This window comes from Microbacterium sp. ARD31 (genome assembly GCF_031844425.1).
In genome coordinates, this window is sequence record NZ_JAUZVE010000013.1 from 1 (window position 1) to 20967 (window position 20967).

Consider the following 20967-nt stretch of genomic DNA (forward strand, 5'->3'; position numbering starts at 1 on the left):
TCCTCGGCGCACTCACCACGCTCGCGGCCCTGGCCGGCGGCGGCCTCGCCACCCTGCCGGCGGAGGCGTCTGGGCCGGCGGCCCCGGCGACCCGCACCGTCGAGGTCGCCTACGGCGACGGCCCCGTCGCGCAGACCAGCTGGGACGAGCCGATCGACCTCGTCTTCCGCGGCGAGAAGGGCGACCGCGTGTCTGTCGTGACGAGCCTGAAGCCTGACGGCTGTGACACCGGTGAGGACCTCGTGCTCACCGGGCGCGATGGCGAGGTCCCGCAGCCCGAGTCGCTGTTCTACCGCCTTCCCGCCTCCGGTCGTTACACCTTCTCCTATCGGCAGGACTGCTGGGACTCGACCAACGACGAGCACAACCCGACGCTGCGCTACCCGGCTCGGCTGCAGCTGGTCAAGCTGCGGGTGAAGGACGCCACCGCTCGGGAGGAGGTCAGCATCCCGTTCCAGACGGGCTACGTGGCCGCCGTCCGCATCGCCCTGCAGCGCCACGAGCGCCCCCTCGAGATCCCCGCGCTGGAGTGGGACGACCTGATCACGCCCTACGCCACGCGGACGACCATCGCGGGCGCCGGAACGCCGATCCAGGACTGGTACCACGGCTACGGCACGAAGATCGTGCTGAAGAAGGGCGCGCGGGTCCCCGGGTTCAACGTCTCGCACTCGCGCGTCCGCTACGGCAAGCCGTTCGTGTTCTACCGGATCGACGCAGGGATCACGCTGACGCTGCGCCACGTCCGGTCCTGACGTCGAGCTGAGGGGCGCACGGTGGGGTTCAGCCGTCGAGCCGTGATCCGCGCGTGGGCCGAGTCGCTGGTGGCCGAGCTCGGGCCCGACGTGGCGGCGATCGTGGGGATCGCTCCGCCGCTCCCGCGCGTCCGGGTGCGCGTCGTACGGGTGGCCGACCACCCCGCCTCCTGCTCGGGTACGACGATCACGCTGCACGAGCAGTGGTTCGCCGACCACCCGGACGACGCGGGAGCCGTGGTCCACGAGCTGTCGCACGCCTACCTCCGCCGACGGCGTGCCCGACCGCACACGAGCTGGCTGGTCGAGGGCATCGCCGACCTCACCCGGAACCGGCTCGGGCTCGACACGTCCTGGTCCTTCGCCTACTACGAGCCCGGACGCGCCACGGCCGGCTACCAGACCTCGGCCCACTTCCTCGCCTGGGTCGAGGCGAGCAGTCCCGGCACGGTCGCCACGCTCGCGCACCGGCTTCGGAGGGACGCCTACGCCGAGCGGGACTTCACCGCCGACGGGCGCTCGCTGCACGAGATGGTCCGGCTCTACGAGGAGCTCTGCAGCGCGGAGGGTCGTTCGCTGTGAGCGGACGCTCTCGTGTGTGCGGTGGGAACACGTAGGCTGAGGTCGGGCGTTGAGCCCAGTGTTCGCAACCCGGCGCCTGCGTCGGCCCCGCGGACCACGCAGACGTAGAGGAGCGCACATGTTCGAGCGGTTCACCGACCGAGCCCGGCGAGTTGTCGTGCTGGCCCAGGAAGAGGCCCGCATGCTCTCCCACAACTACATCGGGACCGAGCACATCCTGCTCGGCCTCATCCATGAGGGTGAAGGCGTCGCAGCCAAGGCGCTGGAGTCCCTCGACATCTCCCTGGAGGCCGTGCGCGCCCAGGTGGAGGAGATCATCGGCCAGGGTCAGCAGGCCCCGTCCGGCCACATCCCGTTCACGCCGCGCGCCAAGAAGGTGCTCGAGCTCTCGCTGCGCGAGGCGCTCCAGCTCGGCCACTCCTACATCGGCACCGAGCACATCCTGCTCGGCCTGATCCGGGAGGGCGAGGGCGTGGCGGCCCAGGTCCTGCAGAAGCTCGGCGCCGACCTCAACCGGGTCCGCCAGCAGGTCATCCAGCTGCTCAGCGGCTTCCAGGGCAAGGAGTCGGCCACGGCCGGCGCCCAGACCTCCGGATCCGGTGGCGAGGCACCGTCCAGCTCGCTGGTCCTCGACCAGTTCGGGCAGAACCTCACCCAGGCGGCCCGCGAGGGCAAGCTCGACCCCGTCATCGGGCGCGAGCAGGAGATCGAGCGCGTGATGCAGATCCTGTCGCGCCGCACGAAGAACAACCCCGTCCTCATCGGCGAGCCCGGCGTCGGCAAGACCACGATCGTGGCTGGCCTGGCCCAGGACATCGTCAAGGGCAACGTGCCCGAGACGCTGAAGGACAAGCAGATCTACACGCTCGACCTCGGCGCCCTCGTCGCCGGCTCGCGCTACCGCGGTGACTTCGAGGAGCGCCTCAAGAAGGTGCTCAAGGAGATCCGCACCCGCGGCGACATCGTGCTGTTCATCGACGAGATCCACACCCTCGTCGGTGCCGGCGCGGCCGAGGGCGCGATCGACGCCGCCAGCATCCTCAAGCCGATGCTGGCCCGCGGCGAGCTGCAGACCATCGGTGCCACCACGCTGGACGAGTACCGCAAGTACCTCGAGAAGGACGCCGCGCTCGAGCGCCGCTTCCAGCCGATCCAGGTGCAGGAGCCCTCGATCGCGCACACCATCGAGATGCTCAAGGGCCTGCGCGACCGCTACGAGGCCCACCACCGCGTCACCATCACCGACGAGGCCCTGGTCTCCGCGGCGACGCTGGCCGATCGCTACATCTCCGACCGGTTCCTGCCGGACAAGGCCATCGACCTCATCGACGAGGCCGGTTCGCGACTGCGCATCCGCCGGATGACCGCGCCGCCGGACCTGCGCGAGTACGACGACAAGATCGCCGACGTGCGCCAGCGCAAGGAGGCCGCCATCGACGGGCAGGACTTCGAGGCCGCGGCCCGCCTGCGCGACGAGGAGAAGCAGCTCACCGCCCGCCGCTCCGAGCGCGAGAAGCAGTGGCGCGCCGGTGACCTCGACGAGATCGCCGAGGTCGACGAGGAGCTCATCGCCGAGGTGCTGGCCGTCGCGACCGGCATCCCGATCGTGAAGCTCTCGGAGGAGGAGTCCACCCGTCTGCTCAAGATGGAGGACGAGCTCCACAAGCGGGTCATCGGCCAGGAGGAGGCCGTCAAGGCGCTCAGCCGGGCGATCCGTCGTACGCGAGCGGGGCTCAAGGACCCCAAGCGTCCCGGTGGCTCGTTCATCTTCGCCGGCCCGTCCGGTGTCGGCAAGACGTGGCTGTCCAAGACGCTCGCGGAGTTCCTCTTCGGCGACGAGGACGCGCTGATCCAGCTCGACATGTCCGAGTTCTCGGAGAAGCACACCGTGTCGCGGCTGTTCGGCTCGCCTCCCGGCTACGTCGGCTACGAGGAGGGCGGCCAGCTCACCGAGAAGGTGCGCCGCAAGCCGTTCTCGGTCGTGCTCTTCGACGAGGTCGAGAAGGCCCACCCCGACATCTTCAACAGCCTGCTGCAGATCCTCGAGGAGGGTCGCCTGACCGATTCCCAGGGTCGGGTGGTCGACTTCAAGAACACCGTGATCATCATGACCACCAACCTCGGCACCCGCGACATCTCCAAGTCCGTCAACCTCGGCTTCGGCCAGACGGGCGACGCGGCCGGCTCCTACGAGCGGATGAAGAGCAAGGTGTCGGAGGAGCTCAAGCAGCACTTCCGCCCCGAGTTCCTCAACCGTGTCGACGAGATCGTCGTGTTCCCGCCGCTGTCGCGCGAGCAGATCATCGCGATGGTCGACAACATGATCGACGCGGTGGAGCTGCGGCTGAAGGACCGCGACATGTCGCTGGAGCTGACCCAGGCGGCCAAGGACCTGCTCGCCGAGCGGGGCTTCGACCCGGTGCTCGGTGCCCGGCCGCTGCGCCGCACGGTGCAGCGCGAGATCGAGGACGTCCTGGCCGAGAAGATGCTCTTCGGCGAGGTCGGCCCGGGTCAGATCGTCCTGGTCGACGTCGAGGGCGAGGGTGTCGAGGCGAAGTTCACCTTCCGTGGCCAGAAGAACTCCACGGTGCCCGACATGCCGCCGCTCGAGACGGTCGTGGAGGGTCCCACCGGTGAGGGTCCCGACGACACCGCCGGCCCGACCGACGTGCCGAAGGCCAACGAGGCCTGACCGGGCACTTCCTCGCGGTAGACCACGTCGACCGGGCGGTTCCTCGCGCAGCAGCGCGAGGAATCGCCCGGTCGGTGCATTTCAGCGCGAGGAAGTGCCCGGTCAGGAGGGGAGGGCCCAGCGGCCCGGGCCCACCTCGGCCAGCAGGCCGTCGGCGACCAGCCCCTGCAGGCAGCGCTCCCGCTGCTCGGCCTGCGGCCAGGCCGCCTCGACCTCGGTGCGACCGATCGAGGCGTGTGCCTCGCGGGCCAGGGCCATGATCCGGCCGCGGCACTGCCGGTCCGTGCCGGCCCACGCCTGCCCGCGGCGGGGCGGGCCGTCGTAGGCCGGGAAGCCGGCGCGGCGCCAGGCGCACGCCTCGGCGATCGGGCACCGGTCGCAGGAAGGCTGGCGGGCCGTGCACACCAGCGCGCCGAGCTCCATCGTCGCCACCGCCCAGGTCGCCGCGGTGGCCGGGTCGTCGGGGAGCAGGCCCGTGGCCAGGTCCCTCTCGGCGCGGGTCACCGCGGGGGAGGGGAGCTCCTGGCCCGCCACGGCGCGCGCCAGCACCCGGCGGACGTTGGTGTCGAGGACGACGTGCCGACGGCCGAACGCGAAGCTCGCGATGGCTGCCGCGGTGTAGTCACCGACGCCGGGCAGCGCGATCAGGTCGTCGTACGACGACGGCACCTCGCCGCCGTGCCGCTCGACGATCGCGACCGCGGCGGCGTGCAGTCGCAGCGCCCGTCGGGGGTAGCCCAGGCGGCCCCACATCCGGACCGCCTCGCCGGTCGGCTCGGCGGCGAGGTCCGCAGGCGTCGGCCAGCGCTCGAGCCACAGGGCGTGCACCGGCAGCACGCGCGCGACGGGTGTCTGCTGGAGCATGAGCTCGCTGACCATCACCGACCACGGCGACGCGTCCGCACCGCGCCAGGGCAGCTCGCGTGCGTGGTCGTCGTACCAGTCGAGCACGGCCTCGTGCAGCACGCCGGGGGTGAGGTCGTCCATCGCGGGCGATCGTAGGTGAGCCGGTGCGCCTCCGCCGAGACGGGGCCCACGCTCCCTACCCTGACCCCATGGCGACGTCAGTGCGACCACGGGGGCCGCTGCCGGCCCGCGTCTACTGGACCCGGCGCCTCGTCGTGCTCGGGGTGCCGCTCCTGCTGGTCGTGGTGCTCGCCCGGCTGCTCGGCGGGTCGTCCGACGCCCAGGACGGCAAGGACGGCACGGCGAGGCAGGCCGGAGCCGCCGTCGAGACCTCACCGGCCCCCACCGCCGGGCCCACGATCGACCCGGGTGCCACCGGCGCCAAGGGCAAGAAGGGTCGCAAGAACCAGGAGACCGCGCCCCCGGAGCCGGTCCTGGCCGAGCCGTCGGGCCCGTGCGCCGACTCCGACATCGTCGCGACCCCGGTGATCACCTCGGCCGCCGGCGGAGCCGACGTGCCGATCACGATCAACCTGCGCACGGTCACGGCCGAGGCCTGCACGTGGCAGACCTCCCCGGAGACGATGACGGTCACGATCACCAGCGGCAGCGACTTCATCTGGAGCTCGCGCGAGTGCCCCGCCGCGATCCCGGTCCAGGACGTCGTCGTCCGCCAGGCCGTCGACACGCCGGTCGTGGTCACGTGGAAGGACGCCAAGCGCTCCGACGAGACGTGCTCCGGTCGGACCGAGTGGGCGCGCCTGGGGTTCTACCACGTCGAGGCGGCCGCCCTGGGCGGCGAGGGCACCGACGTCCAGTTCGAGCTGGTCGCCCCGCAACCGGGTGTCATCACCCAGACGGCCGACCCGCAGCAGGGCGGCACGAAGGGGAAGAAGGGCAAGAAGGGCACGGACGGCGACACCACGCACACGCCTGGCGAGGACGGCTCCGGCAACTCCGAGGGATGACCTCGGGCCCTTCGGCCTGCCGGGCCCCGCACGTCCGCGGGGACCGTCACCCTGGTGCTGAGCACCGTGTTCACGCTCGCCGTCGCCTACGCCTATGCGTTGAGCCTCGGGGACGGCATCGGCCCGCCCGACTGGGCCCGCGTCCTGGGGCTGGTGTGGCTCCCGGTCGGTCTCGTCGGTGTGCCGGTCGGCTACTACTGGTCGCGCGGCAGTGCCCGCCAGGGGCGGGCCGAGCTCGGAGTGGTGCTCGCCCTGGTCGCGGTGCTCGCCTTCGTGGTCCTCGTCGTGGCGCTGGGGTGAGGGCGATGGAGACCCTGGACGTCCGGCGCACCATCGCCCTCGCCGACGTACGCCGCGCGTGGTGGTCGCTGCTCGGGTTCGTGCCGACGTTCGGCCTGGCGTTCGCGGTCGGCGAGGGCCTCGCCACGGCGCTCGGTCACCCGCCCGGCGGCGACGAGGCGGCGTCGTGGTGGGTCATGGTCGTGGCCGGGGTGCCGGCACTGCTGGTGTTCGTCCTTCCCGCCGTGGTCGCCGTGCACTTCGCGCGACGTGCGGACCGTGCCGGCGACCGGCGCGGGCGGCTCCCCGCGACGATCGCGGTGGCCGTCGCCGCCGGGTTCGTGCTGCTCAACCTCGCCTCGGCCGTCGGGCTGGTGGCGGGCTGAGGGTACGCCGCGCACGTGCGGCGGTTGTTGCCCTTGGCGAGGCGATCTGGGGGCCAGAAGTCGGACACGTGTGGCGGTTGTAGCCCTTGCTGACTCGATCCGGGGGCGAGAAGTCGGACACGTGCGGCGGATGTGGCCCTTGGAGGTGGGGTCGAGGGGCCATACGCCGGACACGTGTGGCGGTTGTGGCCCCGGGCAGAGGCGTACGCGCACGTGCGGCGGTTGTGGCCCTTGGTGACGCGATCTGGGGGCAAGAAGTCGGACACGTGTGGCGGTTGTGGCCCTTGGCGACGCGGTCCGGGGGCCAGAAGTCGGACACGTGTGGCGGTGGTCGCCCTCCCGCGAGGCGTGTCTCAGATGTAGCGCTCGGTGATGCTGGACTCGGCGAGCCGGGAGAGTCCCTCGCGGACGCTGCGCGCCCGCAGCTCGCCGACGCCCTCGACGGCCTGGAGGTCGTCGATGCCGGCGGACAGGAGCTGCTGGAGGCCGCCGAAGTGCTCGACGAGCCGGTCGACGACCGAGGCGGGCAGGCGCGGCACCTTGGCGAGCAGGCGGTAGCCGCGAGGGGCGACGGCGGCGTCGAGGTGCTCGGCGCCACCGAGGCCGATGGCCCGGGCGACCGAGGCCGGGTCGACGAGCTCGGTGGGCGAGAGCGCCTCGAGCTCGGCGAGCTGGGTCTGGGGGTTGGTCGGCCGGCGACGCCCGCCGGGGAGGTAGTCGCGCACGACCAGCTCGCGCTCGGCGTCGACGCCGGTGACGAGCTCCTCGAGCTGCAGCGACAGCAGGCGCCCGTCGGTGCCGAGCTCGAGGACGTAGTCCTCGATCTCGCGGGCGATGCGGATGACCATCTCGAGGCGCTGGGCGACGACGGCGACGTCGCGCACGGTGACCAGGTCCTCGATCTCCAGCGCGGACAGCGTCGCGGACACCTCGTCGAGCCGCAGCTTGTAGCGCTCGAGCGTGGCCAGCGCCTGGTTGGCCCGGGAGAGGATCTTGCCGGAGTCCTCCAGGACGTGGCGGATGTCGCCGACGTAGGCCGCGATGATCTGCATCGACTGCGACACCGAGATGACCGGGTGGCCGGTCTGCTTGGCGACCCGCTCCGCGGTGCGGTGGCGGGTGCCGGTCTCCTCCGACGGGATGGTGTGGTCGGGCATCAGGTGCACGGCCGCGCGGTGGATCCGGGTGATGTCCTTGTCGACCACGATGGCGCCGTCCATCTTGGCGAGCTCGCGCAGGCCCGTCGCGGTGAACGGGACGTCGAGGGTGAAGCCGCCGGTCGAGATGGACTCGACGGTCTTGTCCAGGCCCAGCACGATCAGCGCACCGGTGCGGCCGCGCAGGATCCGCTCGAGGCCGTCACGCAGCGGCGTACCGGGTGCGATCGACGCCAGGGTCGCGCGCAGCCGGAGCTGCTCGTCGATGCGCTCTGCCACCGGTCCTCCACCTTCACATGGCGCACCCCCGTGCACCGTCCGGGTGAAGTGTAGGGGCCCCGCTCAGAGCGGAGGGGTGAGTTCGAGCGTGAGCAGCGCGCCGAAGACGTCGTCGACCTCGATCACCCGCAGCCCGTCGACCATCCGGTGGCTCGGGATGCCGCGCTCGCCGGACAGCGCCCGACCGCGCGGCACGACCGCGACCTTGAACCCGAGACGGGCCGCCTCGGAGATCCGCTGGGGGAGGTCGCGCACCCGGCGCAGCTCGCCGGCCAGGCCGATCTCGCCGATCGCCACGGCCCCGCGCGGCGCCGGGACGCCCAGGTGGGAGCTGGCGACGGCGACGGCGATCGCCAGGTCGGCAGCCGGGTCGTGGAGCTTGGCGCCACCGACGGTCGCGACGAAGGTGTCGCTGCCGGCGATGCGCAGCCGGGCGTGGCGCTGCAGCACCGCGAGGACCATGTCGACGCGCGAGGACTCCACGCCGGAGACCGTGCGCCGCGGGCGCTCGAGCGGCGAGGGCGTCAGCAGGGCCTGCACCTCGGCGAGCAACGGCCGGCGGCCCTCCATGGTGACCGCCACGCAGGTGCCGGAGACGTCCTGGGTGTGGTGCTCGACGAAGAGCCCGGTGGGGTCGGTGACGGCCTGGATGCCCTCGGAGGAGAGGTCGAAGCAGCCGACCTCGTCGACCGGGCCGTAGCGGTTCTTCATCGCGCGCACCATGCGGAACCGGGAGTTGCGGTCGCCCTCGAAGTGGAGGACCACGTCGACGAGGTGCTCGAGCACGCGCGGGCCGGCGATCGAGCCGTCCTTGGTCACGTGGCCGACGAGCATGGTGGTGATGTTGCGGGTCTTGGCCACCCGGATCAGGGCGGCCGCCACCTCCTTGACCTGGGTGACCCCGCCGGGCACCCCGTCGATGCCGGAGGCGCCGATCGTCTGCACCGAGTCGACCACCAGCAGGGTCGGGCGCACCTCCTCGATGTGGGTGAGCAGCGCACCGAGGTCGGTCTCGGCGGCGAGGAAGAGCTCGTCGTGGACGCCGCCGGTGCGGTCGGCGCGGAGCCGGACCTGGGCCGCGGACTCCTCGCCGGTGACGTAGAGGGTGCGCTGGCGGGTGCGCGCGGTCTGGGCGGCCACCTCGAGCAGCAGCGTGCTCTTGCCGACGCCCGGCTCGCCCGCCAGCAGGATCGCGGCGCCGGGGACGAGGCCGCCGCCGAGCACCCGGTCGAGCTCCGGCACGCCGCTGGAGCGCGCCACCGACTCGGAGATCGCAACCTGGCCGATCGGCACCGCGGGCGTCGAGACCGGTCCGGCCGCGGCCCGCAGCGTCGGGGCGCCCGCCTCCGCGACGGAGCCCCACGCCTGGCACTCGCCGCAGCGGCCGACCCACTTGGCGGTCTCCCACCCGCACTCGGAGCAGCGGTAGGTGGAGCGCGGTCTCGCCTTCGTCGACATGGCCGTCACGCTAGGCGAGGCCACCGACATCCTCGGGGAGGCGTCACCGGGAGGGGAGGGCCGACCGAGCGGAAACCGGTCTGGACCACGTGTCCACAGGTGGCCCCCCAGGCTGTGGATCGTGCCCGGATCCTGTGGACCGTACGGCGTCCGGCTGGGGACGACGCGCGCCGATCCGTGGACAGACGGTGGACAGCCGACCCGGCGCGATCGGGGCCCGCCGTACCTCTTGCGCGGTGCCCGGTGCACGCCGTAGAACTTCTCCCACGCCGACCTTCACGGGTGGGCGGGATGGCTCGGAGACGAGGGTCCATCCGGGCGGGACGCTCCGGCGTGCCGGCCGACGTGGCTGGGTGACGCGGCCGCGGGGACCATCGGGGAACAGCCGTCGACCGGAGGTCGTCACACGATCCGGTCACCGGAGGGCCCTTGCGACTCATACTCGCGAGGGCCCTTCCTCCATTTGGCGTGTCGGGGTCGGCTTATGCTGGCGGCCTTGGATCGATCAAGGGGGTTGCGGCATGGGGCGCAGCGAGAGGATCGGCAGCCAGCTGCCGGTGACGCCGCCGACGCTGGCCGACGTCGCCGAGCGCGCGGGCGTCTCCCGCCAGACGGTCTCCAACGCCGTCAACAACCCCGACCTGCTCCGACCCGACACCCTCGAGCGGGTCCGCCAGACGATCGCCGAGCTCGGCTACTCGCCCAACCGTGCCGCCCGCAACCTGCGCACCCGGACCTCCTCCCTGATCGGGCTGCGCTTCGCCCCGGCCCAGGAGGGCACCGCGAACGCCGCGATGGACCGCTTCGTCCACTCGCTCGTCGAGGCCAGCGAGGAGGTCGGCTACCACGTCCTGCTCTTCCCCGGCGACGACGAGGACCCCGTCGGCGGCTACGACAACCTGCTGCGCTCGACCGCGGTGGACGCGTTCGTCGTCACCGACACCTACCTCGGCAACCCGCAGGCCGCCTGGCTGAGCCAGCAGCGTGCGCCGTTCGTCGCGTTCGGCCGGCCGTGGGACGACGACGAGGCCCGCCACGTCTGGGTCGACGTCGACGGCGCGGCGGGCATCCGGCTGGCAACCCAGCACCTCATCGACCGCGGCCACACCCGCATCGCGTGGATCGGCTGGCGCAAGGACTCCCCGATCGGCGAGGACCGGCGCTCGGGCTGGGTGCAGACGATGCACGCCAACGGCCTCTCGACCACGGGTCTGGCCTCGCGGGTGGAGGACGTCGTGCACAGCGGTGCCGAGGCGGCCGCGGTGCTCCTCGACGAGTCCAGCCCGACGGCCTTCGTGTGCGCCTCCGACACCCTGGCCATGGGCGTGCTCCACACGCTCTGGATCCGGCAGCTCGCGCCCGGCAAGGACATCGCGGTCGTCGGGTTCGACGACTCCCAGGTGGCGCAGGTGTTCCCGGTCGGCCTCACCTCGGTGCGCCAGCCGCTGGAGGACGTCGCCGTCGAGGTCGTGAAGGCGCTGCGGGCGCTGCTGTCGCACCAGCAGGTCGAGGAGCGCGGGGTCCTGCTCACGCCGACGCTGGCGATCCGCGAGTCGAGCTAGAACTCGCGCCACCAGAGGTTGACCGCGTAGTCGACCTCGGTGCCGGAGTGCGAGGCGAGCGCCTCCTCGGCGGCCTCGGGCGGGAGCTCGATTCTCACCACCGCCTCGAGTTCCTCGCGCGAGGTGAAGGACCAGCCCATGTCGATCGGTCGGCGTCGCCATCCCTGCCGCGACCAGAACCGCTCCACCGCCACGGGGTCGACCTCGGGGAAGCCTCGCCGGAACCAGCGGCCGAAGGTGGACCGGGTCGGGTCGTTGTCGATCACGAAGGCGGTGCCGCCGCGGCGTACGACCCGGTCGAGCTCGCGCAGCCCCGGCTCCGACCCCGGCCCGAAGAAGTAGGCCCAGCGGGCGTGCACGACGTCGACGGACGCGTCCGGGAGCGGCAGCGCCTGCGCGGTGCCCTCGAGCACCGTCACGTGGGGGAGGGACCGGGTACGCCGTCGCGCGAGCGCCGCCAGCGGCGGGTGCGGCTCGACGCCGACGACACGCTCCGCGGTGGTCGCCCACAGCGGCAGGTGGAAGCCGCTGCCGCAGCCGACGTCGAGGAGGGTGCGGCCCGCCCAGTCGCCGAGCTCGCGCATCGCGGAGACGATGCGGTCGTGCGGGTCGGCGGCGCGGTTCTCGAGCTCGTAGAGCTCAGGGGTGTTCCAGATGTTCGGGGACGGGCGAGCCCTCAAGGCCAGACCCTCAGAGGCGGACGAGCCCGTTCGGCGTCTGGATCTGGACCGCGACGATGCCGGGGGTGCCGTTGGGCGCCACCCACTCGACCTTGACGTCCTCCAGCGGGGCCTCGACGGTCTCGCCGAGCCACTCGCTGACGCGCTGCGGGTCGCCGGCGATCTCGAGGCAGGCGAGGGAGAAGTCGCCCGTCGCGCCGTTGCTCGGGTGCATCTCGGCGGGCGACTGCCACTGGATGAAGAACGGCAGCTGCGGGTCGGAGATGAGGCCGTTGACGCCGATCTGCTGCCAGACCAGCTCGGTGCCGTCGGGGCGGTGGCGGTTGCCCTTGACCGCCTCGCGGCCCAGGCGGGTCTCGATCGGGGCGATGTCGTCGACGGAGACGACCCAGCCGAGCCAGCCGCCGCCGAGCGCCGAGCGGGCGCGGACGGCCTGGCCGAAGGGTGCCTTGTCGCTGGCCGGGTGGTCGAGCACCTCGACGATCTCGAGGTAGGTGTCGTCGGCCAGCGGGAGGATCATGTTGCGGGTGCCGAAGCGTGGGTGGACCCCTCCGTCGAGGAAGTCCGTGCCGAGCAGCCCCCCGAGGCGCTGGGCGGTGCTGGCGAGTCCATCAGGTCCGGCGGCGAAGCTGACGTGGTCCAGGCGCATGCAGAGATTGTGAGCCGGGTACCCGGAGATCGCCACACCGGGGTCGTGTTCTCTTGACGTCGAGAAAACCCGCGCGCACCGTCAGCGCGGGTCGGCGGGATGGAGGGCGAGCGCCGACCGGGACCGGACGTGGGCGTCGCAGTGGCGGACGAGCTCGGCGTACCCCTGCGGGCCCATCAGCTCGACCAGCTCGGCCTCGTGGGTGACGTAGACGGGCTCCGGGGCGACGTGTGCCTCGGTGTTGCCCGAGCAGTACCAGTCGAGGTCGTGCCCGCCCGGACCCCAGCCGCGCCGGTCGTACTCGCCGATCGACACCTCGGTGTACGACGTCCCGTCCTGCACCTCGACGGTGCGGAACTGGCGGCGGATCGGCAGCTGCCAGCACACGTCCGGCTTGGTCTCGAGCGGGTTGCGGCCCTGGCGCAGCGCCAGCCCGTGGAGCGCACAACCGGCCCCGCCGGCGAAGTCGGTGCGGTTGTGGAAGACGCACGCCTGCTGGTCCTCGTGGGTGATCGCCAGGGTCTTGCGCTCGCCGTCGTCGTCGGTCTCGACCCAGTCGGCGCGGCGCACCGCCCGCCGTGGGTGGAACTGCCAGTCGGCCGGGGTGAGCTGGGCGACGAAGCCGGCGACCCGCTTCTCGTCGGCCTTGTCGGCGAAGTGCGCGCCGAGCGTGCAGCAGCCGACGTCGGGGGTGTCGGCGTAGATGCCCTGGCAGCCGCGCCCGAAGATGCACGTGTAGGACGACGTCAACCAGGTGAGGTCGCACCTGAACACCTGGGTCTCGTCGGCCGGATCGGCGAACTCGACATACGCGCGGGGAAAGACGAGGTCGACTTCGGGCACGCACCGAGCCTAGTAGTTTGGGGGGCATGCGCCTGGGCGTCCTCGACATCGGCTCCAACACCGGCCACCTGCTGGTGGTGGACGCGCACGGCGGGGCGGCCCCGCTGCCGGCGTCCTCCCACAAGCAGCCGCTGCGCCTGGCCGAGCACCTCGACGAGGACGGCGCGGTGACGAAGAAGGGCATCAAGGCGCTCACCGACTTCTGCGCGTCGGCGATGCGGACCGCGGAGGACAAGGGCTGCGAGGAGATGCTGGGCTTCGCGACCTCCGCCGTGCGCGACGCGGTGAACTCCGACGACGTCCTCGCGCACGTCGAGAAGCACAGCGGCGTGGCCCTCGAGGTGCTCTCGGGTGAGGACGAGGCACGGCTGACCTTCCTGGCCGTGCGGCGCTGGTTCGGCTGGTCGGCGGGCCGGCTGGTGGTCTTCGACATCGGTGGCGGGTCCCTGGAGATCGCAGGCGGCACCGACGAGGCGCCCGACGTGGCGTGGTCGTTGCCCCTGGGCGCGGCCCGGATGGCGCGCATGTGGTTCGACGGCGACCGCCCGTCCGACGACGACATCCGCGAGCTGCGCAAGCAGATCCGCGCCGAGATCGCCCGCGACGCCGGGCACCTCCTGCGTCCCGGTGCGCCCGACAAGGCGGCCGCGACCTCCAAGACGTTCCGCTCGCTCGCCCGCATCTGCGGCGCCGCGCCCAGCGCGGAGGGGCCGCTCGTGCCGCGCGTGCTGGAGCTGGAGACCCTCTCGGACTGGATCCCCAAGCTGATGGAGCTCTCGCCCGACGAGCTCGCGGACCTGCCGGGCGTGTCGCCGAGCCGCACGCACCAGATCGTCCCGGGCGCGCTGGTGGCCGAGGCCTGCATGGACATCTTCGACCTCACCGAGCTCGAGATCTGCCCGTGGGCGCTGCGGGAGGGCGTCATCCTCGAGCGGCTCGACCAGATCTCCGTCGTGACCCGGCCCCGCTGACGATGGGATCAGGCATGGCCCCCACGATCGGCCTCTCCACCGCCTCGGTGTACCCCGAGTCGACGGCGCACGCCTTCGGCTGGGCGTCCTCGCTCGGGTACGACGCCGTGGAGGTGATGGTCGGCATCGACGCGCTCAGCCAGCAGGTCGACGCCGTCAAGAAGCTCAGCGAGCACCACCAGGTCCCCGTCTGCGCGGTCCACGCGCCGTGCCTGCTGTTCACCCAGCGGGTGTGGGGCACCGACCCCTGGGGCAAGCTCGAGCGCTCGGCCGAGATGGCCGAGGCGGTCGGCGCCGACGTGGTCGTGGTGCATCCGCCGTTCCGCTGGCAGAAGGACTACGCCGCGGGCTTCGTCGAGGGCATCGCCTCGCTGGAGGCGCGCACCGGTATCGCCTTCGCGGTGGAGAACATGTACCCCTGGCGCGCCTCCTCCCGCCGCGGCATGGAGATGTACCTCCCGGGCTGGGACCCCAGCGCGGAGGACTACGCCAACACCACGATCGACCTCTCCCACGCCGCGATCGCGCGCAGCGACGTCATCGAGATGGCCGAACGGATGGGCGAGAGCCTGCGCCACATCCACCTCACCGACGGCACGGGATCGGCCAAGGACGAGCACCTCGTGCCGGGTCGTGGCGTGATGAAGGCCGATGAGTTCCTGCAGCACCTCGCCCGCACCGGCTTCTCCGGGCACGTCGTGCTGGAGATCAACACCCGTCGCGCCGCCGGCCGCGCCGAGCGCGAGGCCGACCTCGCCGAGTCGCTGCAGTTCGCCCGCGCGCACCTCGGGGTGACCGCGCGGTGAGCGTCCTGCCGGGGACCGGATGAGCACGCGCACGTCCCGCGGCCGTCGTCCGGGCGCCCCCGACACTCGGGCGCAGGTCCTCGACGCGGCGCGGGCGTCGTTCGCGGAGAAGGGCTTCCGCGCCACCACGATCCGCGCCGTCGCGTCCACCGCCGGCGTCGACCCGGCGCTCGTCCACCACTACTTCGGCACGAAGGACAACCTGTTCCTCGCCGCCCTCGAGATGCCGGTGGACCCGCGTGAGCTGCTCGCGCCGGTGGTGCAGATGGGGCCGGACGGCGCGGGGGAGCGCCTGCTGCGCACCTTCTTGTCGGTGTGGGACGACCCCGACATCCAGGTGCGACTCCTCGCCGTGGTCAGGTCGGTGCTCGACGAGGACGGCGGCCAGCTGCTCAAGGAGGGGTTCATCCCCGTCGTGGTGGGCCCGGTGCTCGCCCGGCTCGTCGCCGACGAGCCCGACGTCCGGATCCCGCTCGTGGTCAGCCAGGTGCTGGGGCTCATCGTGGCCCGCTACGTCCTCGCGCTGCCGCCGATGGCAGTCATGCCCGCGGAGGACCTGGTGGCGCGGATGGGGCCGGTGATCCAGCACTACCTCACCGGCGACCTCGCCGCCGGTGTCGTCCGACCCGTCTAGTCCGCTCGGGGGATCCGCAGTCCACGGATGCGCCGCGGGTCCCCGGCCCAGCACTCTTGGGGCATGTCACCCACCCCAGGACGGACGCCTCGCCACGGTCGCGAGAGCTTCTTCGTCGAGGGCGAGGGGGTGGTGGGGTCCGACTCCGCCGCGGTCCCGCCCGTCACCGCCCGTGCCAACACCACGGCCGCCAGCGGCCCCGCGCTCGAGCCCGCGCCCACCTTCCGCTTCTCGCGACTGGGGCCCAGGGGCGTACGCCTTCCCGAGGCGACCCTGCGCAAGGTCGCCCTCGCGATGACCGGCGGCTCGGAGGTCGACGGCACGATCCCGGCCGGGTACACCTACCTCGGCCAGTTCGTCGATCATGACCTGACCTTCGACGCCACGACCGTCGCCCTCGGCGACGACATCTCACCCGCCGCGCTGCTCCAGGGCCGCTCGCCCACGCTCGACCTCGACAGCCTGTACGGATTCGGGCCGCTCGATCCCGTCTCGGCGGGCTTCTACGAGGCCGACCGCACGCGGCTCAAGGTCGGCAGGACCACGCGCATCGGGCGGGACCAGGCCCGCGTGGGCTTCGACCTGCCCCGGGTCGGCACCGGCACCGCCGCGGAGAAGCGGAGGGCCGCGATCCCGGACTTCCGCAACGACGAGAACCTCGTCGTCGCCCAGACCCACGCCGCGATGATCCGCTTCCACAACCGGGTCGTGGCCGGGCTCGGACCCGCCACGCCGGCGGCGGAGCGCTTCGAGAAGGCCCGCCGCAAGGTGGTGCTGCACTACCAGTGGATGCTGCGCACCGACTACCTGCCGAGGATCTGCGACGCCTCGGTCGTGAGGGACGTGTTCACCCACGGCCGCAAGGTGGTCGATCCGGGCGCCGACCCGCTGAGCATGCCCACCATGCCGATCGAGTTCTCGGTCGCCGCCTTCCGGATCGGTCACTCGATGATCCGCGAGGGCTACGACTGGAACGCCCGCTTCCCGAGCGGCTCCGGCACGCTCGACCTGCTCTTCTTCTTCTCCGGCACGAGCGGGGACCTCGGTGGCAACCCGACGCTGCCGTCCAACTGGATCGCCGACTGGCGGCGGTTGTACCGCTTCGCCCAGATCGGCCACCGCGAGCTCAAGCCGCCGCCGGGCGAGCTCAACCTGGCGCGCCGCATCGACACCCGGCTGGTGGACCCGCTCGCGCGGCTGCCCATCGGCTCGTTCGGGGGCACGGGCGCCGACGAGGGCACGATCCGCGCCAACCTCGCCTTCCGCAACCTCCTGCGCGGCCGGATGCTGCGGCTGGCGAGCGGCCAGCAGATGGCCGCCCTGCTCCGGTCGCGGGGCGTCGCGGTCAGCACGCTGACGAAGGCCCAGCTGCGGGACGGAGCCGGCGGCAAGGGGTCGGCGACGCTCGACGGACTGACCGGGGCGCAGCTCGACGCGTTCCTCAAGGACACGCCGCTGTGGTTCTACGTGCTCCGTGAGGCCGAGCTCAACGGCGGCACCCTCACCGGCGTCGGCGCCCGGCTGGTCGCCGAGACCTTCCACCGGGCGATGGAGGGCAGCACGCACTCCATCGTGCGCACCCCCGGCTTCACGCCGGACCTGGGCGAGAAGGACGGCCGGTTCCGGATGACCGACCTGCTCCTGTTCGCCTTCGAGGGGCAGGAGGCGCTGCTCGCCCCGCTGGGCGACTGAGCTCGGGGCGACTGAGCACGGGGCGGTTGACGCGAGCGCGGTGGCGGGCGCACAATTCAACACATGATGAAAAACGTCATCGAGGTGCGTGACCTCGTCGTCGTACGAGGTGAGCGCGAGGTGCTGCCCGGCATCTCGCTGGACGTCCCCGCGGGCGTCACCGGGCTCCTGGGGCCCAGCGGCTGCGGCAAGACCACCCTCATGCGGAGCATCGTCGGTGCGCAGCAGGTCCGCTCGGGCACGGTCGAGGTGCTGGGCGAGCCGGCCGGCAGCGCGTCGCTGCGCGACCGGATCGGCTACGTCACCCAGGCAGCGAGCGTGTACGACGACCTGACGGTCGCGGAGAACCTCGCGTTCTTCGCCCGGGTGCTCGGCGTCGACCGCGCCTCGGTGGACGAGGCGGTCTCCGCGGTCGCGCTGGACGACCACCGCGACCAGGTCGTGGGCCGGCTCTCGGGAGGGCAGCGGAGCCGGGCCGGCCTGGCGGTCGCCCTGCTGGGGAAGCCCGACCTGCTGGTGCTCGACGAGCCGACGGTCGGCCTCGACCCGGTCCTGCGCCGGGACCTGTGGCAGCTCTTCCACCGCATCGCCGATGGCGGGGCTGCCGTGCTCGTGTCGAGCCACGTGATGGACGAGGCCGAGCGCTGCCACCGGCTGCTGCTCATGCGCGAGGGCCGGATCATCGCCGACGGCTCGCCGGAGGAGATCCGCGAGCGCACGGGGACCGCCGACATCGAGGCGGCGTTCCTGCACCTCGTCGAGGACACGGAGCCCGCGTCATGAACTCACCCCACGACGTTCTCCTCCTCCGCTGCGCTCCCCCGGACAACGTTGTAGGGACCCCGAGATGAACCCCAGGATCACCTTTGCCGTCGCGGGTCGCGTGCTCACGCAGGTGCGCCGCGACCACCGCACGCTCGCGATGCTCCTCGTCGTCCCGTGCGTGCTGATCAGCCTGCTGTGGTGGATGTTCGAGGACCTCCCCGGCGACCTCTTCGACCGGTTCGGCCCGGGGCTGCTGGCGATGTTCCCGTTCATCGTGATGTTCCTCGTGACGAGCGTGACCACGCTGCGCGAGCGGTCGTCGGGGACCCTCGAGCGCCTGCTCACGATGCCGATGGGCAAGCTCGACTTCCTGGTCGGCTACGCGCTCGCCTTCGGGCTGCTGGCCGCCGTGCAGTCGGCGCTGGCCGTGGCGGTGAGCGTGGGCCTGCTCGGGCTCGAGGTGCAAGGATCGGTCTGGCTGCTCGGGGTGGTCGCCGTGGCGGACGCCGTGCTCGGCACCGCGCTCGGCCTGCTGGTCAGCGCCTTCGCGACCACCGAGTTCCAGGCCGTCCAGTTCATGCCGGCGTTCGTCCTCCCGCAGATCCTGCTGTGCGGCCTGTTCGTGCCGCGCGAGGCGATGCCCGGCGTGCTCGAGGCGATCAGCGACGTGCTGCCGATGTCGTACGCCGTCGACGCGATGCAGGAGCTCGTCGGCGCCGCCGACACGGGAGCGATCTGGCGCTCGGTCGCGGTCGTGGCCTGCTTCGCGCTGGCCTCGCTCGGTCTGGGGGCGGCGACCCTCAGGCGCCGGACGCCCTGACCCGGGTGAACAGAAACGCCGCGACCGCGAAGAGGACGGCGTACATCCCGGAGATGCCGACCACGTCGATGAGCGAGGCCTCTTCGCGGTCGGTCGCGATCAGCACGACGGCGACCACGCCCGCCACGACCGTGGTGAGCGACGCCGCCGCGAGGGCGGCGGCCATCCCGCCGGCCCGGAACCGGGTGGCGACCGCGACGACGAGGGCCACCGCGGGCGCGAGGAGGTACATCGCGTCACGGTCACCGTCGCCGACGATGCCCAGCGCGCCGTAGCCGAAGAGCAGGAACAGGACGGTCAGGAGCGAGACGCCGAGGGCGAGCAGGTAGCGGGAGCGGGCAGTGGTCACGATGTCCTCCGGTAGGTGGGTGGTCGAGGGGGTCAGCGGTCGGCGTCGGTGGCGAGGAGCCGCCACCCGCCCGCGGCCAGGGCGGCGAGGGCCCACGCCGCCATGGTCACGCGTGCCGAGGTCGTGGTCATGTCGTCGCTCGGGCCCTCGCCGAAGATGAGGAAGAGGGCGCCGGAGCCGGGCAGGTGCGTCGCGGTGGTGAGGGTCCACTGGTAGGGGAGCTGGGTCAGCAGCAGCGGCCCGACGAGCAGCAGCGCGATCGCCAGGACGAGGGAGGCGGCGGAGCTGCGGGACGCGAGGCCGAGCCCGACCCCGAGCAGGGTCCCGCAGAGCAGCACGACGCCCATCTCCCCGGCGAGGGCGAGCCCGTCGCCCGGCGGGAGGCCGAGGTGCGGGACGAACGTCCAGACCACGACCGCCCCGGCCGCCATGGACAGCAGGCCGACGAGGGTGGTGGTGGCGGCCACGACCGCGGTGCGGGCGGTCAGCAGCAGCCCCCGCCGAGGGGTCCACTGCAGCGTCGGCACGATCCCTCCGGTGGCGTGGTCGGCGGTGGCGACCACCGCAGCCATGGCGACGAGCCCGAACAGGGCGAACATCCCGGTGAAGCGGATGCCGTCCCAGGCGGTGGAGCCCGGGGTGACGCCCGACGGGTCACCGGCCGCGTCGTGGCCGATGACGGCGCCGAACCCGACGACCACCACGGCGAGGGCGACGGCGAAGATCCAGCTCGAGCGGACGGTCCAGATGCGGGACCACTCGGCGCGGCCGGTGCGGGCGAGGGCGAGGGCGGGGCTCATCGGGGGAGTCCTTCCGGGAGGGCGTCGACCTGCTGGCCGGTGAGGGTGAGGTAGGCGTGCTCGAGCGACTGCTCCACCTCCGAGAGGTGGTGCACCGGTACGCCGATCGCGTGGGCGAGGTCGCCCACCTCGGCCGCGCCGACCCCGGCGACCTCCAGCTCCCCGGTGCCGGTGCGCTCGACGACCGCGTGGTCCGGCAGGTGGCCCAGCAGGTCGTCGGCGCGCGGCGTCCGGACCCGCACCCGTTGTCCGCCCGACCGGCCGAGGAGCTCGGCGACGGTCGCATCGGCGACCAGCCGGCCGTCGCCGATGACCACGACGCGGTCCGCGACGAGCTGCACCTCGCTCATCAGGTGGCTGGAGACCAGGACCGTGCGGCCCTCGTCGGCGAACCCGCGCAGCAGCGTCCTGATCCATCGGACGCCGTCGAGGTCGAGGCCGTTGACCGGCTCGTCGAACAGGAGCACCTGCGGGTCGCCGAGCAGCGCGGCGGCGATGCCGAGCCGCTGCCGCATGCCGAGGGAGTAGCCGCGGACGCGTCGCCGGGCGGCGTGGGCGAGGCCCACCTGCTCGAGCACCTCGTCGACGCGCTGCAGCGCGATGCCGTGGGTGCGCGCCGCCACCGCCAGGTGCGACCGGCCGGTGCGGCCCGGGTGCATGGCGCCCGCGTCGAGCAGCGCCCCGACCTCCCGCAGCGGCGCGGGGAGGTCGGCGTACGCGCGGCCGCCGACCGTCGCGGTGCCGGCCGTCGGGCGGTCCAGCCCGACGACCATGCGCATCGTGGTGGACTTGCCGGCCCCGTTGGGGCCGAGGAACCCGGTCACGGCCCCGGGCACCACGTCGAAGGAGAGGTCGTCGACCGCCCGGATGCTGCCGTAGACCTTGGTGAGGCCGCGCACGCTGATCATGGCGACGACGCTAGGAGAACACCCCG

General features: G+C 72.5%; 22 protein-coding genes. 13 read left to right on the forward strand and 9 right to left on the reverse strand.

The genetic code is table 11. The features are described 5' to 3' along the window. The 3 genes from Q9S36_RS25435 to Q9S36_RS25445 form a co-directional block, all read left to right on the forward strand. Window positions 1–755 (forward strand): hypothetical protein (locus Q9S36_RS25435; protein WP_311287625.1); only part of this gene is annotated, 755 nt, incomplete at its 5' end. Between the two features lie 21 nt (window positions 756–776). Beyond that, a complete protein-coding gene (locus Q9S36_RS25440; protein WP_311287626.1) occupies window positions 777–1337 on the forward strand; it encodes a basic secretory protein-like protein in 561 nt (186 codons plus the stop codon). A gap of 118 nt (window positions 1338–1455) precedes the next feature. Further along, window positions 1456–4029, forward strand: coding sequence for an ATP-dependent Clp protease ATP-binding subunit (locus Q9S36_RS25445; RefSeq protein WP_311287627.1), 2574 nt, complete (start codon window positions 1456–1458; stop codon window positions 4027–4029). A 102-nt stretch (window positions 4030–4131) separates the two neighbouring features. On the opposite strand, the gene Q9S36_RS25450 is transcribed toward Q9S36_RS25445, so the two are convergent. Then, window positions 4132–5016: an A/G-specific adenine glycosylase gene (locus tag Q9S36_RS25450; RefSeq protein WP_311287628.1), complete on the reverse strand. Its 885-nt coding sequence runs from the start codon at window positions 5014–5016 to the stop codon at window positions 4132–4134. 68 nt (window positions 5017–5084) lie between these two features. On the opposite strand from Q9S36_RS25450, the gene Q9S36_RS25455 reads away from it, so the two are divergent. The 3 genes from Q9S36_RS25455 to Q9S36_RS25465 are packed head-to-tail and all read left to right on the forward strand — an operon-like array spanning window position 5085 to window position 6568. Continuing rightward, window positions 5085–5903: a hypothetical protein gene (locus Q9S36_RS25455; protein ID WP_311287629.1), complete on the forward strand. Its 819-nt coding sequence runs from the start codon at window positions 5085–5087 to the stop codon at window positions 5901–5903. 54 nt (window positions 5904–5957) lie between these two features. Then, a complete protein-coding gene (locus Q9S36_RS25460) occupies window positions 5958–6203 on the forward strand; it encodes a hypothetical protein (protein ID WP_311287630.1) in 246 nt (81 codons plus the stop codon). Between the two features lie 5 nt (window positions 6204–6208). After that, complete coding sequence (locus Q9S36_RS25465; RefSeq protein WP_311287631.1) at window positions 6209–6568, forward strand: hypothetical protein; 360 nt, start codon at window positions 6209–6211, stop codon at window positions 6566–6568. A gap of 353 nt (window positions 6569–6921) precedes the next feature. On the opposite strand, the gene disA is transcribed toward Q9S36_RS25465, so the two are convergent. Next, the gene (disA, locus tag Q9S36_RS25470; RefSeq protein ID WP_311287632.1) at window positions 6922–8004 is read right to left on the reverse strand and encodes a DNA integrity scanning diadenylate cyclase DisA; all 1083 of its coding nucleotides are present in this window, start codon (window positions 8002–8004) and stop codon (window positions 6922–6924) included. A 63-nt stretch (window positions 8005–8067) separates the two neighbouring features. After that, the gene (gene radA / locus Q9S36_RS25475; protein WP_311287633.1) at window positions 8068–9462 is read right to left on the reverse strand and encodes a DNA repair protein RadA; all 1395 of its coding nucleotides are present in this window, start codon (window positions 9460–9462) and stop codon (window positions 8068–8070) included. 521 nt (window positions 9463–9983) lie between these two features. Between radA and Q9S36_RS25480 the strand changes: the two genes are divergently transcribed. After that, on the forward strand, window positions 9984–11024 hold the full coding sequence (locus Q9S36_RS25480) for a LacI family DNA-binding transcriptional regulator (RefSeq protein ID WP_311287634.1): 1041 nt from the start codon (window positions 9984–9986) through the stop codon (window positions 11022–11024). Here Q9S36_RS25480 and Q9S36_RS25485 read toward each other — a convergent pair. The 3 genes from Q9S36_RS25485 to Q9S36_RS25495 form a co-directional block, all read right to left on the reverse strand. Beyond that, window positions 11021–11704 carry a class I SAM-dependent methyltransferase gene (locus Q9S36_RS25485; protein ID WP_311287635.1) on the reverse strand — a complete coding sequence of 228 codons (684 nt, stop codon included), beginning with the start codon at window positions 11702–11704 and terminating at the stop codon, window positions 11021–11023. The genes Q9S36_RS25480 and Q9S36_RS25485 overlap by 4 nt on opposite strands. 10 nt (window positions 11705–11714) lie before the next feature. After that, window positions 11715–12353 carry a VOC family protein gene (locus tag Q9S36_RS25490; RefSeq protein WP_311287636.1) on the reverse strand — a complete coding sequence of 213 codons (639 nt, stop codon included), beginning with the start codon at window positions 12351–12353 and terminating at the stop codon, window positions 11715–11717. An 81-nt stretch (window positions 12354–12434) separates the two neighbouring features. Next, window positions 12435–13196 (reverse strand): hypothetical protein, encoded by a 762-nt coding sequence (locus Q9S36_RS25495; protein ID WP_311287637.1) that lies wholly within the window; start codon window positions 13194–13196, stop codon window positions 12435–12437. A 26-nt stretch (window positions 13197–13222) separates the two neighbouring features. On the opposite strand from Q9S36_RS25495, the gene Q9S36_RS25500 reads away from it, so the two are divergent. From Q9S36_RS25500 to Q9S36_RS25525, 6 genes are all read left to right on the forward strand, one after another. Then, window positions 13223–14167 (forward strand): Ppx/GppA phosphatase family protein, encoded by a 945-nt coding sequence (locus Q9S36_RS25500; protein WP_311287638.1) that lies wholly within the window; start codon window positions 13223–13225, stop codon window positions 14165–14167. A 14-nt stretch (window positions 14168–14181) separates the two neighbouring features. After that, window positions 14182–14973 carry a sugar phosphate isomerase/epimerase gene (locus Q9S36_RS25505; RefSeq protein WP_311287639.1) on the forward strand — a complete coding sequence of 264 codons (792 nt, stop codon included), beginning with the start codon at window positions 14182–14184 and terminating at the stop codon, window positions 14971–14973. Between the two features lie 19 nt (window positions 14974–14992). Continuing rightward, window positions 14993–15607: a TetR family transcriptional regulator gene (locus tag Q9S36_RS25510; RefSeq protein ID WP_311287640.1), complete on the forward strand. Its 615-nt coding sequence runs from the start codon at window positions 14993–14995 to the stop codon at window positions 15605–15607. Window positions 15608–15670: 63 nt separating this feature from the next. Beyond that, window positions 15671–17299 (forward strand): heme peroxidase family protein, encoded by a 1629-nt coding sequence (locus Q9S36_RS25515; RefSeq protein ID WP_311287641.1) that lies wholly within the window; start codon window positions 15671–15673, stop codon window positions 17297–17299. A 63-nt stretch (window positions 17300–17362) separates the two neighbouring features. Then, a complete protein-coding gene (locus Q9S36_RS25520; RefSeq protein ID WP_311287642.1) occupies window positions 17363–18082 on the forward strand; it encodes an ABC transporter ATP-binding protein in 720 nt (239 codons plus the stop codon). A gap of 64 nt (window positions 18083–18146) precedes the next feature. Next, the gene (locus Q9S36_RS25525; protein WP_311287643.1) at window positions 18147–18884 is read left to right on the forward strand and encodes an ABC transporter permease; all 738 of its coding nucleotides are present in this window, start codon (window positions 18147–18149) and stop codon (window positions 18882–18884) included. Here the strand turns inward: Q9S36_RS25525 and Q9S36_RS25530 are convergent. The 3 genes from Q9S36_RS25530 to Q9S36_RS25540 are packed head-to-tail and all read right to left on the reverse strand — an operon-like array spanning window position 18865 to window position 20941. Continuing rightward, the gene (locus tag Q9S36_RS25530; RefSeq protein WP_311287644.1) at window positions 18865–19233 is read right to left on the reverse strand and encodes a hypothetical protein; all 369 of its coding nucleotides are present in this window, start codon (window positions 19231–19233) and stop codon (window positions 18865–18867) included. The two genes, Q9S36_RS25525 and Q9S36_RS25530, sit on opposite strands and share 20 nt — an antisense overlap. Window positions 19234–19265: 32 nt before the next feature. Beyond that, window positions 19266–20033 (reverse strand): hypothetical protein, encoded by a 768-nt coding sequence (locus Q9S36_RS25535; RefSeq protein ID WP_311287645.1) that lies wholly within the window; start codon window positions 20031–20033, stop codon window positions 19266–19268. Beyond that, window positions 20030–20941, reverse strand: coding sequence for an ABC transporter ATP-binding protein (locus Q9S36_RS25540; protein ID WP_311287646.1), 912 nt, complete (start codon window positions 20939–20941; stop codon window positions 20030–20032). The genes Q9S36_RS25535 and Q9S36_RS25540 overlap by 4 nt, the downstream gene beginning before the upstream one ends. Window positions 20942–20967 lie beyond the last annotated feature (26 nt).

Excerpts from the sequence above, each read along its gene's own strand:
- Q9S36_RS25445 (WP_311287627.1), top strand. The coding sequence starts at position 1,456 with ATGTTCGAGCGGTTCACCGACCGAGCCCGGCGAGTTGTCGTGCTGGCC.
- Q9S36_RS25450 (WP_311287628.1), bottom strand. The coding sequence starts at position 5,016 with ATGGACGACCTCACCCCCGGCGTGCTGCACGAGGCCGTGCTCGACTGG.
- Q9S36_RS25455 (WP_311287629.1), top strand. The coding sequence starts at position 5,085 with ATGGCGACGTCAGTGCGACCACGGGGGCCGCTGCCGGCCCGCGTCTAC.
- Q9S36_RS25465 (WP_311287631.1), top strand. The coding sequence starts at position 6,209 with ATGGAGACCCTGGACGTCCGGCGCACCATCGCCCTCGCCGACGTACGC.
- radA (WP_311287633.1), bottom strand. The coding sequence starts at position 9,462 with ATGTCGACGAAGGCGAGACCGCGCTCCACCTACCGCTGCTCCGAGTGC.
- Q9S36_RS25480 (WP_311287634.1), top strand. The coding sequence starts at position 9,984 with ATGGGGCGCAGCGAGAGGATCGGCAGCCAGCTGCCGGTGACGCCGCCG.
- Q9S36_RS25490 (WP_311287636.1), bottom strand. The coding sequence starts at position 12,353 with ATGCGCCTGGACCACGTCAGCTTCGCCGCCGGACCTGATGGACTCGCC.
- Q9S36_RS25500 (WP_311287638.1), top strand. The coding sequence starts at position 13,223 with ATGCGCCTGGGCGTCCTCGACATCGGCTCCAACACCGGCCACCTGCTG.
- Q9S36_RS25505 (WP_311287639.1), top strand. The coding sequence starts at position 14,182 with ATGGCCCCCACGATCGGCCTCTCCACCGCCTCGGTGTACCCCGAGTCG.
- Q9S36_RS25510 (WP_311287640.1), top strand. The coding sequence starts at position 14,993 with ATGAGCACGCGCACGTCCCGCGGCCGTCGTCCGGGCGCCCCCGACACT.
- Q9S36_RS25515 (WP_311287641.1), top strand. The coding sequence starts at position 15,671 with ATGTCACCCACCCCAGGACGGACGCCTCGCCACGGTCGCGAGAGCTTC.
- Q9S36_RS25520 (WP_311287642.1), top strand. The coding sequence starts at position 17,363 with ATGATGAAAAACGTCATCGAGGTGCGTGACCTCGTCGTCGTACGAGGT.
- Q9S36_RS25525 (WP_311287643.1), top strand. The coding sequence starts at position 18,147 with ATGAACCCCAGGATCACCTTTGCCGTCGCGGGTCGCGTGCTCACGCAG.
- Q9S36_RS25535 (WP_311287645.1), bottom strand. The coding sequence starts at position 20,033 with ATGAGCCCCGCCCTCGCCCTCGCCCGCACCGGCCGCGCCGAGTGGTCC.
- Q9S36_RS25540 (WP_311287646.1), bottom strand. The coding sequence starts at position 20,941 with ATGATCAGCGTGCGCGGCCTCACCAAGGTCTACGGCAGCATCCGGGCG.